Raw genomic sequence first — 15688 nt, 5'->3', positions numbered from 1 at the left:
AATGACAAAACCTTTAGCTACACAAAAGCCTACTTTACTTGCAGCTATTATCTGTCTCCTTGCGTCTTCGTTCTACATGTATGAATTCATACTGCAAATTTCACCCGGCGTAATGACTCGAGAGCTCATTCACGATTTAGGGCTCAATGCAGTGAGTTTGGGCACGATGGCTGCCTTTTATTATTATGCTTACACACCCATGCAACTTCCTGCAGGTTTTTTATTCGATCGTTTTGGGCCACGACGTTTAATAGCGGCAGCAACGTTTACCTGTGCAGTAGGTGCTTTAATTTTTGGAACAACTCATAGTATTGCTATGGCTTCAGCGGGTCGTTTTATGATGGGCATGGGCTCAGCTTTTTCATTTATAGGTACCTTAGTACTTGTTTCTCGTTGGTTCCCTGCACGTTACTTCGCTTTTCTAACAGGGTTAGTCGAATTAATGAGTTGTGTAGGCGCCATTGTGGGTGAAACACCTTTAGCCATCGCGGTAGGTCATTGGGGATGGCGGCATACCACCATCACCTTATCTATGATAGGAATGGTATTAGCTGCCCTTATTTGGCTTATAGTACGCGATAGTCCAGAGGTCGTATCTAAAGGAAAAAGGTTTCAATCAACCTCAGATAAAACCTTTATACAAAGTCTAAGGCAAGTGGGTCGTAATAATCAAACCTGGTTTATTGCACTTTACTCTTTTATGGTATGGGCACCTATTACTGCTTTTGCCGCTTTATGGGGAGTTCCTTTTCTTGTTGCGGCCTATGGCATTAGTACACAGGCCGCTTCCGCTGCTTGTACTATGATCTGGCTCGCGATAGGGATTGGTTGCCCCATTCTAGGTTGGTGGTCAGATAAAGTAGGTTTACGGGGCATGCCTTTAAAATTTGCGGCAAGTCTTGGTATTATTGGTCTAATCCCAATTATCTATATTCCCCATCTTCCTTTATTTTGGCTTTATTTCTGTTTATTTTTATTTGGATTAGCCGCCTCTGGACAATCACTCGCTTTTGGGGTCGTCAAAGACAATAATCATGCGAATGTAGCTGGCACAGCCATTGGCATAAACAATATGGCAACTGTCGCCGGCGGTGCGCTATTCCAGCCAATCATTGGTTTATTTTTACATCTGTATTGGAACGGTGCGACGCACAATGGCATGCCTTTTTACAATGCTGCAGATTACCGTAAAGCATTTATAGTGTTACCACTTTGTTATTTCTTTGCCTTTTTAATTGGGAAGTTCTTGATCCTAGAAACCCATTGCCAACCTCAACACAACGATGGCCCGTAGTAAAAGTAGTCAGCGCTGGCTTAAACAACACTTTAGTGACCCTTACGTAAAACGCGCGCATCAGGAAGGTCTACGCTCAAGATCGGCCTATAAGCTATTAGAAATACAAGAAAAAGATAAGCTGATTAAACCAGGCATGGTGGTAATCGATCTAGGTGCAGCACCTGGCGGATGGTCTCAATTAGCCGCTAAGTTAGTAGGTGAAAAAGGCAAAGTCTATGCACTCGATATTTTATCCATGTCCCCTTTAGCGGCGGTGGACTTTATACAGGGCGATTTTCGTGATGAAAACGTTCTACAACAACTGCTAGATCACCTACAATCCATACCGGTGGATCTTGTAATTTCAGATATGGCCCCCAATTTAAGCGGTATGCGAACTGTTGATCAACCTCGGGCGATGTACCTTGCTGAATTAGCATTGGATTTTGCCCAGCGCGTATTAAAGCCAAAAGGTGGGTTTATTATTAAAGCCTTTCAAGGTGAAGGCTTTGAAGCTTATCTACGATTGGTGCGGCAGCTATTTAAAACCGTTTCTATTCGCAAGCCAGCCGCTTCTAGAGGGGCATCAGCGGAAGTTTATTTAGTCGCCACAGGTTACCATTTACAAAATAATGGACTAAACTCCTGACAGATTGCTGTAATATAAGTTTATACTCACAGCAATAGGATTTTCGGCAAGGCGCCGCAAGAACGCAGCAGCCGATGTCACGTGCGAAGAGTATATTTACATCCTTATCTTACTCATATAAGAGCATTATAAAAAATGAGAGCCCTAAAAACAGCAAAATTCCAAGTAATTTTATCATCTGTTTTTGTAAAAAATTCGCATCTTGAAGTACGAGCGGTATATAATGCCCTCTTTGTTTAGAATTACGAGGTAGTGTAGCTTGAACGACATGCTAAAAAATCTATTTCTTTGGTTGATCATTGCTGTCATCCTCATCTCTGTATTTAACAATCTAGAACCGCGTCATAATGCTGGAGAGCGTTTGACCTATTCTGAATTTTTACACAACGTTCAGCAGGGAAATGTACAATCTGTCACTATTCAAAGTAATCAGGTCATTAAAGGCCAACTACTGAGTGACAAAGCATTCACCAGCTATATGCCTATTACTGACCAATATTTACTGCCTGAGCTGATCAAAAAAGGCGTCAATGTAAAAGGCGAACCACCGCAACAAGAAAGCTTTTTGATGCGTATTTTTATTAACTGGTTCCCAATGCTGTTATTAATTGGCGTATGGATATTTTTTATGCGTCAGATGGGTGGCGCAGGCGGAAAAGGGGCCTTATCGTTTGGCCGAAGCCGTGCTCGATTGTTGGGTGAAGATCAAGTCAAAGTCACCTTTGCTGATGTAGCAGGCGCTGAAGAAGCTAAAGAAGAAGTCAGTGAGCTGGTCGAGTTTTTAAAAGATCCCGCTAAATTTCAAAAACTAGGCGGAAAGATACCTCGTGGGGTTTTATTGATGGGCCCTCCAGGAACCGGTAAAACCTTGTTAGCGCGCGCTGTCGCGGGCGAAGCAAAAGTGCCTTTCTTCACCATTTCAGGCTCAGACTTTGTTGAAATGTTTGTGGGTGTCGGTGCTTCCCGTGTACGCGATATGTTTGAGCAGGCTAAAAAACAAGCGCCTTGTATCATTTTTATCGATGAAATCGATGCGGTGGGTCGTCATCGAGGTGCTGGTCTAGGCGGTGGGCACGATGAGCGTGAACAAACACTTAACCAACTCCTGGTGGAAATGGATGGATTTGAAGGAAATGAAGGTGTTATCGTCATGGCCGCCACTAATCGCCCTGACGTTTTAGACCCTGCCTTATTAAGACCAGGCCGTTTCGATAGGCAAGTTATCGTTGGGTTACCTGATATTCGTGGTCGAGAACAAATCTTGAAAGTTCATCTTAAAAAAGTACCTTATGGGCAAGATGTGAACCCTGATATTATCGCCCGAGGAACACCCGGATTCTCAGGAGCCGATTTAGCTAATCTCGTCAATGAAGCCGCTTTATTTGCTGCACGTGAAAACAAAGCGACCGTTGATATGAGCGATTTAGAAAAGGCTAAAGATAAAGTAATGATGGGTACCGAAAGACGTTCCATGGTGATGAATGAAAAAGAAAAACAACTCACCGCCTATCATGAGGCTGGCCATGCCATTGTAGGTCGATTAGTCCCTGAACATGACCCCGTCTATAAAGTTACTATTATTCCTCGTGGTAAAGCCCTCGGTGTTACCATGTTTCTCCCTGAAGAAGATCGATATAGCTATACGAAGCAACGCTTAGAAAGCCAAATCGCTAGCTTATTTGGTGGTCGAATCGCTGAAGCATTAATTTTTGGCCCCGAACAAGTCACTACTGGTGCTTCAAACGATATTCAACGTGCAACCGAGATTGCACGCAACATGATTACTAAATGGGGGCTTTCTGAACGTCTTGGCCCATTAACTTATAACCAAGATAACGACGAAGTCTTTTTAGGCCACCAAATTGCTAAAAACAACAAGTTCTCGGATGACACTGCACATTTAATTGACGAAGAAAGCCGAGCTATCATCGATCGCAATTACAAGCTCGCTAAAGCACTTTTACAAGAAAACGTGAATAAATTACATATGATGGCGGAAGCGCTTATCAAATATGAAACAATTGATTCGGCTCAAATCGATGACATTATGGAAGGAAAGCCGCCTCGCGAACCAAAAGGCTGGAGTGATAATGGGAATAAAGCCAAAGTAGTTCGATCAAAAACTTCTGAAACGGATACAAAAATAGCGCCTGGACCAGACGCTGTTGATGGCGCTATAAGTTAGTTAATGGTTTAACTCTCTATGACAAGTCCAGTCCGGAAGTACTTTGGAACCGACGGCATACGTGGCAAAGTGGGTGATTATCCTATTACTCCGGAATTTGTCCTAAAACTTGGCTGGGCAATTGGTCGAGTTTTAGCAAATGGAAATAATAAGGTCCTGATTGGCAAAGATACGCGTATTTCCGGCTACATGTTTGAATCTGCTTTAGAGGCTGGCTTATCTGCCGCTGGAGTTGATATATATCTTTTAGGCCCTATGCCAACCCCTGCCATTGCCTACTTAACCGCCGATTTAGGCGCTCAAGCAGGCATTGTTATCAGCGCATCACATAATCCTTATGTCGACAACGGTATAAAATTTTTTTCACACGAAGGAACTAAATTACCCGATGCTCTTGAATGCGCCATTGAAGCACAACTTGATAACCCTCTAACGACTGTTGAACCAGCCAAGTTAGGTAGAGCACATCGCATAGAAGATGCAAAATCTCGCTATGTTAACTTTTGTAAATCAACTTTGCCAAAAAATACTAACTTCAATTCATTTAAGATTGTTTTGGATTGCGCGAACGGTGCTACCTATCATATCGCACCTTCCTTATTTTCTGGGTTAGGTGCTGATATAACCGTTTTAGGTGTAACCCCAAATGGATTGAATATTAATATGGATTGCGGCTCTACTCACCTAGCCATGTTACAAGAAACTGTCTTAGCAAAAAAAGCAGATATAGGCATTGCTTTTGATGGCGATGGTGATCGGGTATTGATGGTAGACCATTGTGGTGAAATAGTGGATGGTGATGAACTACTCTTCCTACTTGCTCAGCATGGTGTTCAAACCAATACGGTTCAAGGCGGCATTGTAGGAACAGCGATGAGTAACCTAGGCTTAGAACAAGCGTTACAAAAATTAGGTCTGGATTTTGTTCGTGCACCCGTGGGTGACCGTTATGTTAATGAACGCTTACAAGCAACGGGTTGGCAACTGGGAGGCGAAGCATCAGGTCATCTTATCTCCCGAAACATCATTAAAACAGGTGATGGCATTATTATTGCGTTGCAAATATTAGTAGCGCTTCAAGCGGCAGAGCAATCACTTCATGCGGCTAAAAAAGGCATGCAAAAATTTCCACAAAAATTAATCAATATCTCAGTAAAAAAACCTTTATTGGTTGCTGAATCTGCGACGGTAAAAAAAGCTGTGGCAGAAGCAGAAAATAAGCTATCAACTCGAGGGCGTGTTCTTTTACGCCCATCAGGAACAGAATCAGTTGTTCGTATCATGGTAGAAGGCGAAGACGCTCAACAAGTCCAAAACATTGCGGAACAATTAGCTAGCATCGTTAAAACGGTATGACCCTTCATAACATGGACTATTCCACAGTAACTGATTTTGCAAGATTGCGCGGTTGATCGACGTCTGTCCCTTTTAGAACAGCCACATGATAAGCTAATAGCTGTAATGGGATAGTAAAAATTAACGGACTAATGATGTCATCCGATGTTTTTGGTAATACAATCGTCTGACAGCCCTGCGCTTTTTCACTTTCTAAAGGATCTTGTGCAAATAAAATAACTTGTCCACCCCTCGCACGCACTTCTTGAATAGTCGATCTCAATTTATCAATTAAAGCATTGGATGGTAGCAATGCGATCACCGGCATATCATTGTCCACTAAAGCAAGTGGTCCATGTTTCAACTCACCTGCAGGATAAGCCTCTGCATGGATATAAGAAATTTCTTTTAGCTTAAGCGCCCCCTCTAAAGCCACTGGAAAATGAATACCTCGAGCAATAAATAAGGCGTTTGATTTATCTCTAAATAACTTAGCAAGTTGTTTAATTGGCTTGTCTAAGAGCAAAGTCTCTTCTAAAAGCTTCGGTAATGTACGCAATTGTGAAACCCACTCTTGTTCTCGCTTTTTATCCCAACCATGATGCCGCCCCAAAAGTGCTGTTAGCAAAAGCAAAACCGTCAGTTGTGTCGTAAAAGCTTTCGTAGAAGCAACACCAATTTCGGGCCCTGCTCGTGTCAATAGTACAAAATCAGACTCACGTACCATGGCACTTTCAGGTGCATTACAAATCGTTAATGTAGCGGCATAGTTTTTAGTTTTTGCTTGTCGCAATGCTTCCAAGGTATCTGCCGTTTCTCCCGATTGTGACAAGGTAATAAATAAAGTATCTGGTTCAACTAAGGTCGGGTGATAACGAAACTCACTTGCAATCTCAACTTGGCAGGGAAGTCCTACCCAACTTTCTAGCCAATACCTTGCTATCAACCCTGCATGATAACTGGTACCACAAGCCACTATTTGTACTCGACGAATACTAGTAAGCTTATCAACTGCCTGAAAACCACAAATTCCATCTAAAACCTGAGTTTGAGAAATGCGCCCTTCTAACGCCGCACTGGCTGCTTCAGGCTGTTCAAAAATCTCCTTTTCCATGAAATGGCGATATTTACCTTTATCTATCACATCATGCTGTAAGGTTGAGCGATAAGGCGAACGCTGCACCATCTGACCTTTGCTGTCAAAAAATACCACCTTACCAGAAGAAATCTGTGCGATATCCCCTTCCTGTAGATAAACAAATTGCTGGGTAACAGGTAGTAAGGCTAAGTGATCAGAGGCAATAAAATTTTCATCCTTGCTTAAACCAACGACTAAAGGACTCCCTTTACGCACCGCAATCAAACTATCGGGTTCTTGGCTATAGAGAAAAACCAGCGCAAAAGCACCTTCTAATCGCTGTATCGTTTGCAAAACAGCGGATAAAAAATCCTTGGTTTTTTTAAGATGGTGATCCAATAAATGCGCAATAATCTCAGTATCTGTTTCTGATTCAAACTGATAGCCCGCTTTTTTCAAATCGTGGCGTAATGATAAGTAATTTTCAATAATGCCATTATGGACCAATGCGATATCGGAGCCTGACATATGAGGGTGTGCATTCGCTTCACTAGGCTTACCATGGGTAGCCCAACGTGTATGTGCAATACCGATTTTTCCTGATAATGCTTCGGGTGTTATTGCTTTTTCTAAGCTCTCTACTTTACCTACGGTTCGGCGGCGCTGTAGTTGATGATGGGAATCAAGCAGCGCAATACCGGCTGAATCATAGCCTCGATATTCAAGCCGTTTTAAACCTTCTAGAAGGATAGGTACAACATTACGTTGCGCTGTAGCTGCTACGATCCCACACATAGTAAACCTCTTATATTAAAATTGAGTGTTGCTCTTTAGACATTGCTTAAATGCGACACTTATCAATATTATGAGTTAATCTTAGATTTCAAGCTAGTTTTTAAGCAATTAGACTTCAGTTAAACTCTAAAGATGGATATCAATACTTGGATAAGGATAGCAAAAAAAGAACTAATCTATAGTATTCTTCCCTTTACTTGCATTTTATGCAGTGAAGAAGCAAAACGAGCAATTGATTTATGTCTTGATTGTGAAAAAGACTTACCTTGGCTTGGCCATGTTTGTATTCACTGTGCCGCTCCTTTGAATATTGCAACAAACACTATTTGTGGTACCTGTTTAAAGAAGCCCTTCCCTTTTTATAAAACCTGCATTCCCTTCTCCTATAGGGGGGCAATAAGAAGCCTCATCACTGGATTGAAATTCCAACAACGCTTACTCTATGCAACAATTTTAGGAAATTTATTAGCTAAACAGATCCGTTTAAGCTATCAAAAAGAGCATTTTCCACACTTAATTATTCCTGTTCCCTTACACAAAAAACGTCTTCGTCAAAGGGGGTTTAATCAAGTTATGGAAATTGCGAGATACATCAATAAAACATTAAATATTTCTATCGATTATAAAAGCTGCCTGCGCATACGTAATACGCTGCCACAAAGTGAATTACCTGCTAACCAACGCCGTACTAACGTAAAAAATGCATTTGCACTACAAACACAAAAAAATCTATTAAACCAACATATTGCGTTGCTCGATGATGTGATGACCACAGGTCACACACTCACCGAGCTAAGTCGCATTTTATATGATGCAGGTGTAAAAAGAATAGATGTATGGTGTTGTGCACGCACTTATTTAGACAACTTTTAAACCTACTCTAGCTCTGAGATTAAAGTACGAATACTTTTTTAATACTCTTCGCGCTCCCGGTGACGATGACCGCCGCCATTGCCGCCGCCTGAACCACCCATGCCGCCGCCTGAACGACGTCGTTGTTGATAGCCGCCACCAGAACCGCCGCCGCCTGCGCGCGCGCCGCCACGGTTGCCGCCACCACTGGAATCAGGTGGGTTTGCTTCTGAAACAGTAATCGAACGCCCTTCGTGCGTGCTACCATTTAAAGCATCAATGGCACTTTTTGCCTCTTCCGGCGTATTCATCTCAACAAAACCAAAGCCTTTACTACGTCCGCTATGGAAGTCCCGAATGACCTTAACAAACTTTACATCACCGTGTGGCTGAAAAAGCTCCCTTAAGCTATCGTCATCGACGCCATAGCTTAAACCACCTACATACAATCTTTTATTCACACAAAACCTCCAAAAGGCTATAAAAAGGCCACCTCTAAGCTAGCATCGCTCACACGTTTCTAACTAGCCTGTGGCAAAGATAAACTAAACGTCCTCATCCTAACACAATAGCGCCCGCTAGGGTATATAGCACGATGATAAAACTTTGAACGACTCCCTCTGAAGTAAAAAGGCTTTTTTCACCCCTCCTAGCAGCAGCCCGGGGGCTAAAAACCTCATTTAGACGAAAGTCCCGCTTAGGTGATTCGCTACTCCAAAAAGCTACGTAACATCCAAGCATTCTTCTCATGGACTTCCATACGCTCAGAAAGCAAATCGACCGTCACTTGGTCTTCAGTTTCTTCTATCTGAGGCAATAACTCTCGTGCGAGACGAATAATAATTTCTTGGTCGCCCACCAGCTGACTAATCATTGACTTGGCTTTTACGGATTTTGTCCCAACCGCTTCTTTAATCTTACTCAACTTGGCAAAATCCTCATAACTGGCTGGCACAAAAAACCCCAGTGCACGTATACGTTCAGCGATTTTATCAGCGGCATTCCAAAGGTCTATGTATTGTGCTTCAAACAAGCTATGCAATGGTTGAAACATAGAGCCTACTACATTCCAATGAAAGTTATGTGTTTTTAAATACAACACATAATTATTAGCCAGTAACTTGATTAGCCCATCAGCCGTTTTTTTCCTTTTTGTCTCAGTAAGTCCGATATTGAGCGTTTCTTTCATATTAGAACCTCCTAACAATTAAAAAACTAAATTCTTAAAAGAAGTCTATTCAATATCAGCGTCATCATCATCGTCATCGTCATCCTTATCGTCAGAAGTATTCACTAAATGACTATTCTGCTTAATTAAATAATTTCTTCGCTGTAAATACGCATTACGTTGGAAAACATAGGGGTCAAAGGATACTTGCTTAATGGTTTGGTCAAAATCTAACAGTTGTGCTCTCGTATTAACAAAGCCTCCGGCTGCTAACCCATTACGCCATGATATATCATTGATATAAGGATAGACGGAAAAAACACCGTAATTTACTGGCCATGAAATCGCATCACGCACAGTACTCGGGCCTAAAATCGGTACCACAAAATAAGCAGATGATCGATAACCCCATTTTGCTAGGGTCAAACCAAAATCCTGGGAGTGCGCAGGCAAGTTAATGTGGCTTGCTACATCAACAAATCCACCTATGCCTACCGTTGTATTAATCAATAACCGCCATGTATCTTGCGTTGCAGTATAAAAATCAGCTTGTAATAAGTCATTAATAATAGCAGGCACTTGCCCTAAATTATTAAAAAAATTACTAATGCCTTTTGTTACCGGCCATGGCAAAACAGTTTTATATACCGTAGCAACTGGCTTTAAAAAAATAGTGTCTAAAGTCTGATTCAGTTTAAAAGCATGGCGATTGTAGTTTTCATACGGATCATTACTTGCATCTTCTGCAAACGCCGGCAAAGCGACTAATAATAGTAAGCAAAATCCTAACCGTTTAAGCATATATGCACTCGCCTCTTGCCTATTTATAATTTTAATTAGCGCACTCGTCTAAATATTTTTCTGCATCTAATGCGGCCATACAGCCCGTACCTGCAGAAGTCACCGCTTGGCGGTAAACAGAATCCGCCACATCACCTGCAGCAAAAACACCGTGTATGTTTGTTGCCGTGGCAGCACCTTGGCTACCTCCTTTAACGAGGATATAACCCTTTTCCATTTTTAATTGATCCTGGAATAAAGCCGTATTGGGTGTATGCCCAATCGCAATAAAAACACCATGTACGGCTAATTGGCTTAACGCTTGTGTTTTGACATTTTTTATCTTGACACCATTAACACCTTGTTCATCACCTACAATAGCTTCTACAACGCTATCTAAAACTAATGTGATCTTTCCCGCTTTTACTTTAGCCATCAATTTATCAATTAAAATCTTTTCAGAGCGAAACGAATCTCTCCTATGGATAAGCATCACATGTTCTGCAATATTTGCCATATAGAGTGCTTCTTCAACTGCTGTATTACCGCCACCAACAACTGCTACTTTTTGACCTTTATAAAAAAAACCGTCACAGGTAGCACACGCTGAAACACCTTTGCCCGTAAATTCTGTTTCTGAATCTAAACCTAAATATCTAGCTGAAGCACCCGTAGCAATGATCAAAGCATCACAATGATAAGTAGCTTGATCCCCTTTTAAAATAAAAGGCTTTTTGGAGAGATCAACCGTATTAATTTGATCAAATACCATTTGGCTTTTAAATCGCTCAGCATGCTTTAACATACGCTCCATAAGTGCAGGCCCTTGCAAGCCTTCTACATCGCCCGGCCAATTATCAACATCTGTGGTGGTCATTAATTGACCGCCTTGTTGCATGCCTGTAATAACAAGAGGATTTAAATTAGCACGCGCCGCATAAATAGCAGCTGTATAGCCCGCAGGCCCCGAACCTAAAATAATTAAACGATGTTTTTGAGCTTTATTCATACCTATTCACTTTAGGGCAAAACCCAAGATAATAAAAATATTGTTATAATCAAAATATCCAAGCGAAGTATAACAATTCCATACTATAAATAGTATCCATCACCTCTTGTGCACTTGCTGGAGGCATGTATTATTAAGGAGCACCCTTGAAACGACGAACCAAATCTGAAGAAGCTTCGCATCTCAGTCTCATGCAGCGCTTGCGTGAAGGGCTATTAATTGCCAGTGTCGCCCTGGCGCTTTTCTTAGTGTTGGCTTTATGGACTTATCATCCTGGTATTCATAGTAAGGCATCCATGAATATTGCAGGCCATTTAGGTGACACATTGGCCCATTTATTTTTTACTGGCGTCGGTTCATTAGCTTACCTATTTCCTGTATTGCTACTTTATAGCGGATGGCAAGGCTTTAAAGGACAATTTAATACCGATATAAGCTATGCATTTTTAGCATTACGGTTATTTGGATTTATTGTTGTTTTTATCGCCGCTTGTGGACTCGCTAGTCTTCATAGTACACATGCCGTTCATGGTTATACGCCCGGAGGTCTCTTAGGTGCAATTGTCACGAAAAATTTTATTGCCCAATTCAATGTGGTTGGCAGTACGGTATTCTTATTGGCCTTATTATTAGCCAGCACAACCCTCGCTACTGGCTTTTCCTGGCTAAATAGCTTGCATAAAATAAGCCAGCAAGTCAGCGCGTTATTGTCACAAGGCTATGAAACAATAAAACGACTTTGCAACCACCTAAAAAAGAGTTTAGCCAGAAAAGAAAAAACGCCTATTGATAGCATTCGTAAGCCGAAACTGAATATTAATAGTAAACCATTAACACCACATGCAAATTCAATAACAGTCTCACCTTTCCAAGATACTGATCCTACTCCCTATTCACCCTCTATCCCTATTAAGCCTTATTCCCCACCTGCCACGATCACCCCGAGTAAAAAGGTAAGCACAAGCGCTGCGCTTCCTTCATTAAGCTTATTGGATCCAGCAGAAGCTTCTAATAAAGAAGGTTACTCACGTGCGGAGTTAGAGCGGCTGTCACGTGACGTTGAGCTGCGCTTAAAAGATTTCGGCATACAAGTACATGTGGTTGCTGTACATCCAGGGCCTGTTGTCACACGTTTTGAGATGGAACTTGCGGCAGGTGTTAAAGTAAGTCGTATTACAGGTCTTGCCAAAGATCTTGCACGTTCCTTATCTGTTGTCAGCGTTAGAATCGTGGAAGTTATTCCTGGAAAATCCGTGGTAGGTTTAGAAGTTCCTAATAAACATAGAGAAATCGTTCGTTTAAGTGAAATATTAACCTCTAATTCCTACCAACAAGCCCGTTCTCCCCTTTCTCTTGCACTAGGAAAAGATATTGCGGGTCACCCCGTTATTGTTGACCTAGGAAAAATGCCGCATTTATTAGTAGCCGGTACGACGGGCTCTGGAAAATCTGTCGGTCTAAATGCGATGTTATTAAGTATTTTATATAAAGCAACGCCACAAGAAGTCCGATTGATCATGATAGATCCTAAAATGTTGGAGCTTGCTATCTATGAAGGCATTCCCCATCTTTTAGCACCTGTTGTTACCGATATGAAAGAAGCTGCTAATGCTTTACGTTGGGGTGTGGCTGAAATGGAACGTCGGTATAAATTAATGGCAAATCTTGGTGTACGAAACTTAGCGGGTTATAACCAAAAGATACAAGAGGCACAGGTTAAAGGCAGCCCTATCCACGATCCATTTTGGACGCCTGAACAAGGCGGACAAGCTGAGCCTTTAATGCAACTTCCTTATATTATTGTCTTAATTGACGAATTTGCCGATATGATGATGGTTGTAGGTAAGAAAGTGGAAGAATTAATTGCTAGAATTGCACAAAAAGCACGAGCTGCGGGTATTCATTTAATCTTAGCCACACAAAGACCTTCGGTTGATGTCATTACGGGATTAATCAAAGCAAATATTCCCACTCGTATTGCATTTCAAGTTTCTTCAAAAATTGATTCACGCACTATTCTCGATCAACAAGGTGCTGATCAATTACTCGGCCACGGGGATATGTTGTATTTAGCGCCAGGTACTGGCGTACCGATTCGTGTGCATGGTGCTTTTGTCGCTGACCAAGAGGTCCATGATGTGGTAAAAGCGCTGAAACAATCTGGCACACCCGAATATATGCTAGATCTAACGCAAGCAACGCTTGAAGCATCTGATCCTTATGCAGAGTTTGCAGATAGTAATGGGGGAGAAAAAGATGCCTTATATGATCAAGCGGTACAAATTGTATTAGAAACACGACGCGCTTCTATTTCTAGTGTACAACGACGACTGAAAATTGGTTATAACCGCGCCGCTCGTTTAATGGAAGATATGGAAAGAGCAGGACTTGTTAGCGCTATGGAGAATAATGGCAACCGGGAAATTTTAGTACCCGATAGGCTTAATGAATAAAAACTTAGAAAACTTTCTAGTAAAAACAAAAAACCACCGTCATGGCGAGCGAATGTAATGAGCCTGGCCATCCAGCATTCAGCTTACTAATACTCTAGATTGCCGCGCGCCTACGGCGCTCGCAATGACGATTTGCGATCCCTTAACTAACACCCAACTTAGATTCAATCAATCCTAATTTCTTTATCTCATCTCTTTCGGCACGTAATTCATTTAATGTTAACAGTAGCTTTTCTTTTCCAAACGCATTATGTTGAATATTTTCCACTATTGTTAATCGGCCTTTAGCATCCACCTGGCTAGGAAAAGAAAATATCAAATCCTCATCAATGCCGTATTCGCCTTTAGAACAAAAAGCGATTGAGAAATAATCATCCTGTTTCGTTTCGTGTGTCAAATGATAAACACTTCCGACCACTGCATTCGCCGCTGATGCCGCAGAGGATGCACCACGTGCTTTTATAACTGCTGCACCGCGCTTTTGCACTAAAGAAATAAAATCATTTCGTAGCCAGTTTTCGTCTGAAATAGTTTCAATAACAGGCTTACCACTAATTTTCGCATTATAAAAATCAGGGTATTGTGTTGAAGAATGATTACCCCAAATAGCTAACTGACTGACTTCTTGCACAGATACACCTGCCTTTTTAGCAAGCTGCGATCGTGCACGATTTTCATCTAACAACGTCATCGCAAAAAAACGATCTCTAGGCACATCCGGCGCATGGTGCATGGCGATCAAACAGTTCGTATTACAAGGATTACCCACTACGAATGTTCTAACATCATCGGCGGCATAATCATTAATAGCCTTACCTTGCGGTGCAAAAATGCCTCCATTTATTTTCAGTAAGTCTGCACGCTCCATACCGTCTCTACGCGGCATAGATCCGACCAAAATAGCCCAATTCGCACCTTGCATCGCTTCATGCATTTGACGCGTACAAACAATTTTTTCTAATAATGGAAAAGCGCAATCATCTAATTCCATTGCAATACCATGCAATGCCGGAAGGCTTTTCTCTAATTCTAATAAATGGAGCTTAACAGGCTGATCGGGCCCAAACATCTGCCCTGAAGCAATACGAAACAATAAAGCATAACCAATTTGTCCTGCCGCACCGGTCACTGCGACCGTGATGGATTTTTTTAGCATACAAGCTCCTAACTTAGTCGTGTTGTTTGATACTCAAAGCAATGGGGTTTTTGGCAAGGCGCCGCGAAAATGAGCAACCGGAGTGTATATAACATACATGAGGATTGCGAATTGAGCAGCAACGCAGCCAAAAATTCAAGTGCGAAGAGTATAAACGAAATAATTGGCCCAAGCATGCGACTTATCACCCACCGCTAAAAATGCGGTATTACGCAAAGAAGGCTTGGTATTATAACGTAATATCTGGCCTTGGGAATCAATAAGGGTACCACCCGCTTCCTTGAGGATACACTGACCCGCCGCCGTATCCCATTCACTGGTAGGACTAAAACGCGGATAAACATCGGCAAACCCTTCCGCTAACCAACAAAATTTTAAAGCGCTCCCACAACGCAGCAAATTTAAAGCGGGGAATTGGGCCAAAAAATGCTGTAGTGAGTCTGTTCCATGGCGACGGCTTATCGCAATAATGATGGATGAATCTTTTTTCCAGGATGAAGTTTGCAGTAATGCGGCCTCTTGTTCGGCCATTTGTTTAAATGCACCTTGATCCGCTCCGGCAAAATAGCAAAAATCAAATGCAGGCGCATAAATGACGCCGAGCGTAGGCACATGATTCTCAATTAAAGCAATATTTATCGTAAATTCGCCGTTTTTTTCTAGGAATTCTTTAGTGCCATCCAGAGGGTCAATTAACCAGTATCGCTGCCAGTGCCGACGCTCTGCAAAATCAGTTGTGGTTAATTCCTCTGAAAGAATAGGTATTTCGGGGGTTATCTGTTTTAACCCTTGGTAAATAGTTTGATGGGCAGCCATATCAGCCGCTGTTACGGGCGACTTATCTGCTTTATATTCTACTGTAAAATCACTATGATAAATGCTAAGTATCTGCTTCCCCGCTTGTTTAGCGAGAGAAACAATATTAGAAAGTAAAGAGTTCATATAATCAGTA

At 41.8% G+C, this 15688-nt stretch carries 12 protein-coding genes and 2 pseudogenes; 7 read left to right on the top strand and 7 right to left on the bottom strand.

Features of this window, described 5'->3' with window-relative positions:
• The first annotated feature begins 1 nt into the window (after position 1).
• From DMP02_RS01465 to glmM, 4 genes are all read left to right on the top strand, one after another.
• Positions 2 to 1294 carry an MFS transporter gene (locus tag DMP02_RS01465; protein WP_126322333.1) on the top strand — a complete coding sequence of 431 codons (1293 nt, stop codon included), beginning with the start codon at positions 2 to 4 and terminating at the stop codon, positions 1292 to 1294.
• Positions 1284 to 1925, top strand: a complete 642-nt coding sequence (gene rlmE, locus DMP02_RS01460; protein ID WP_126322332.1) for a 23S rRNA (uridine(2552)-2'-O)-methyltransferase RlmE — start codon at positions 1284 to 1286, stop codon at positions 1923 to 1925. The genes DMP02_RS01465 and rlmE overlap by 11 nt, the downstream gene beginning before the upstream one ends.
• Before the next feature lie 268 nt (positions 1926 to 2193).
• Entirely contained in the window at positions 2194 to 4110 is a 1917-nt protein-coding gene (gene ftsH / locus DMP02_RS01455) for an ATP-dependent zinc metalloprotease FtsH (protein WP_269471419.1), read from the top strand.
• 18 nt (positions 4111 to 4128) lie between these two features.
• A complete protein-coding gene (gene glmM, locus DMP02_RS01450) occupies positions 4129 to 5466 on the top strand; it encodes a phosphoglucosamine mutase (protein ID WP_126322330.1) in 1338 nt (445 codons plus the stop codon).
• Between the two features lie 16 nt (positions 5467 to 5482).
• Here glmM and glmS read toward each other — a convergent pair whose 3' ends face one another.
• Positions 5483 to 7318 carry a glutamine--fructose-6-phosphate transaminase (isomerizing) gene (gene glmS / locus DMP02_RS01445; protein WP_126322329.1) on the bottom strand — a complete coding sequence of 612 codons (1836 nt, stop codon included), beginning with the start codon at positions 7316 to 7318 and terminating at the stop codon, positions 5483 to 5485.
• Positions 7319 to 7450: 132 nt separating this feature from the next.
• On the opposite strand from glmS, the gene DMP02_RS01440 reads away from it, so the two are divergent.
• Positions 7451 to 8191, top strand: coding sequence for a ComF family protein (locus DMP02_RS01440; RefSeq protein ID WP_126322328.1), 741 nt, complete (start codon positions 7451 to 7453; stop codon positions 8189 to 8191).
• A 38-nt stretch (positions 8192 to 8229) separates the two neighbouring features.
• Here the strand turns inward: DMP02_RS01440 and DMP02_RS01435 are convergent, their stop codons facing one another.
• The 4 genes from DMP02_RS01435 to trxB form a co-directional block, all read right to left on the bottom strand.
• Complete coding sequence (locus tag DMP02_RS01435) at positions 8230 to 8631, bottom strand: RNA recognition motif domain-containing protein (RefSeq protein ID WP_126322327.1); 402 nt, start codon at positions 8629 to 8631, stop codon at positions 8230 to 8232.
• Positions 8632 to 8879: 248 nt separating this feature from the next.
• Entirely contained in the window at positions 8880 to 9359 is a 480-nt protein-coding gene (locus DMP02_RS01430) for a Dps family protein (RefSeq protein ID WP_126322326.1), read from the bottom strand.
• 45 nt (positions 9360 to 9404) lie between these two features.
• Positions 9405 to 10139, bottom strand: a complete 735-nt coding sequence (locus tag DMP02_RS01425) for an MlaA family lipoprotein (protein ID WP_126322325.1) — start codon at positions 10137 to 10139, stop codon at positions 9405 to 9407.
• A gap of 31 nt (positions 10140 to 10170) precedes the next feature.
• Positions 10171 to 11127 (bottom strand): thioredoxin-disulfide reductase, encoded by a 957-nt coding sequence (gene trxB, locus DMP02_RS01420; protein WP_126322324.1) that lies wholly within the window; start codon positions 11125 to 11127, stop codon positions 10171 to 10173.
• A 191-nt stretch (positions 11128 to 11318) separates the two neighbouring features.
• Here trxB and DMP02_RS07515 point away from each other — a divergent pair.
• Positions 11319 to 11801, top strand: a pseudogene (locus DMP02_RS07515) (DNA translocase FtsK 4TM domain-containing protein); the annotation flags it as partial.
• A 288-nt stretch (positions 11802 to 12089) separates the two neighbouring features.
• Positions 12090 to 13580 (top strand): annotated as a pseudogene (locus DMP02_RS07510) (DNA translocase FtsK); the annotation flags it as partial.
• Positions 13581 to 13722: 142 nt separating this feature from the next.
• On the opposite strand, the gene DMP02_RS01410 reads toward DMP02_RS07510, so the two are convergent.
• Together DMP02_RS01410 and cysQ are read right to left on the bottom strand one after the other, a co-directional pair.
• Entirely contained in the window at positions 13723 to 14736 is a 1014-nt protein-coding gene (locus DMP02_RS01410; protein WP_126322323.1) for a malate dehydrogenase, read from the bottom strand.
• Positions 14737 to 14871: 135 nt separating this feature from the next.
• Complete coding sequence (cysQ, locus tag DMP02_RS01405) at positions 14872 to 15678, bottom strand: 3'(2'),5'-bisphosphate nucleotidase CysQ (RefSeq protein ID WP_126322322.1); 807 nt, start codon at positions 15676 to 15678, stop codon at positions 14872 to 14874.
• Positions 15679 to 15688 lie beyond the last annotated feature (10 nt).

Source organism: Candidatus Rickettsiella viridis, from assembly GCF_003966755.1.
Lineage (GTDB): Bacteria > Pseudomonadota > Gammaproteobacteria > Diplorickettsiales > Diplorickettsiaceae > Rickettsiella_B > Rickettsiella_B viridis.
The sequence above is the reverse complement of the archived record's forward strand: the minus strand, read 5'-3'. Positions and strand labels throughout refer to the sequence as shown.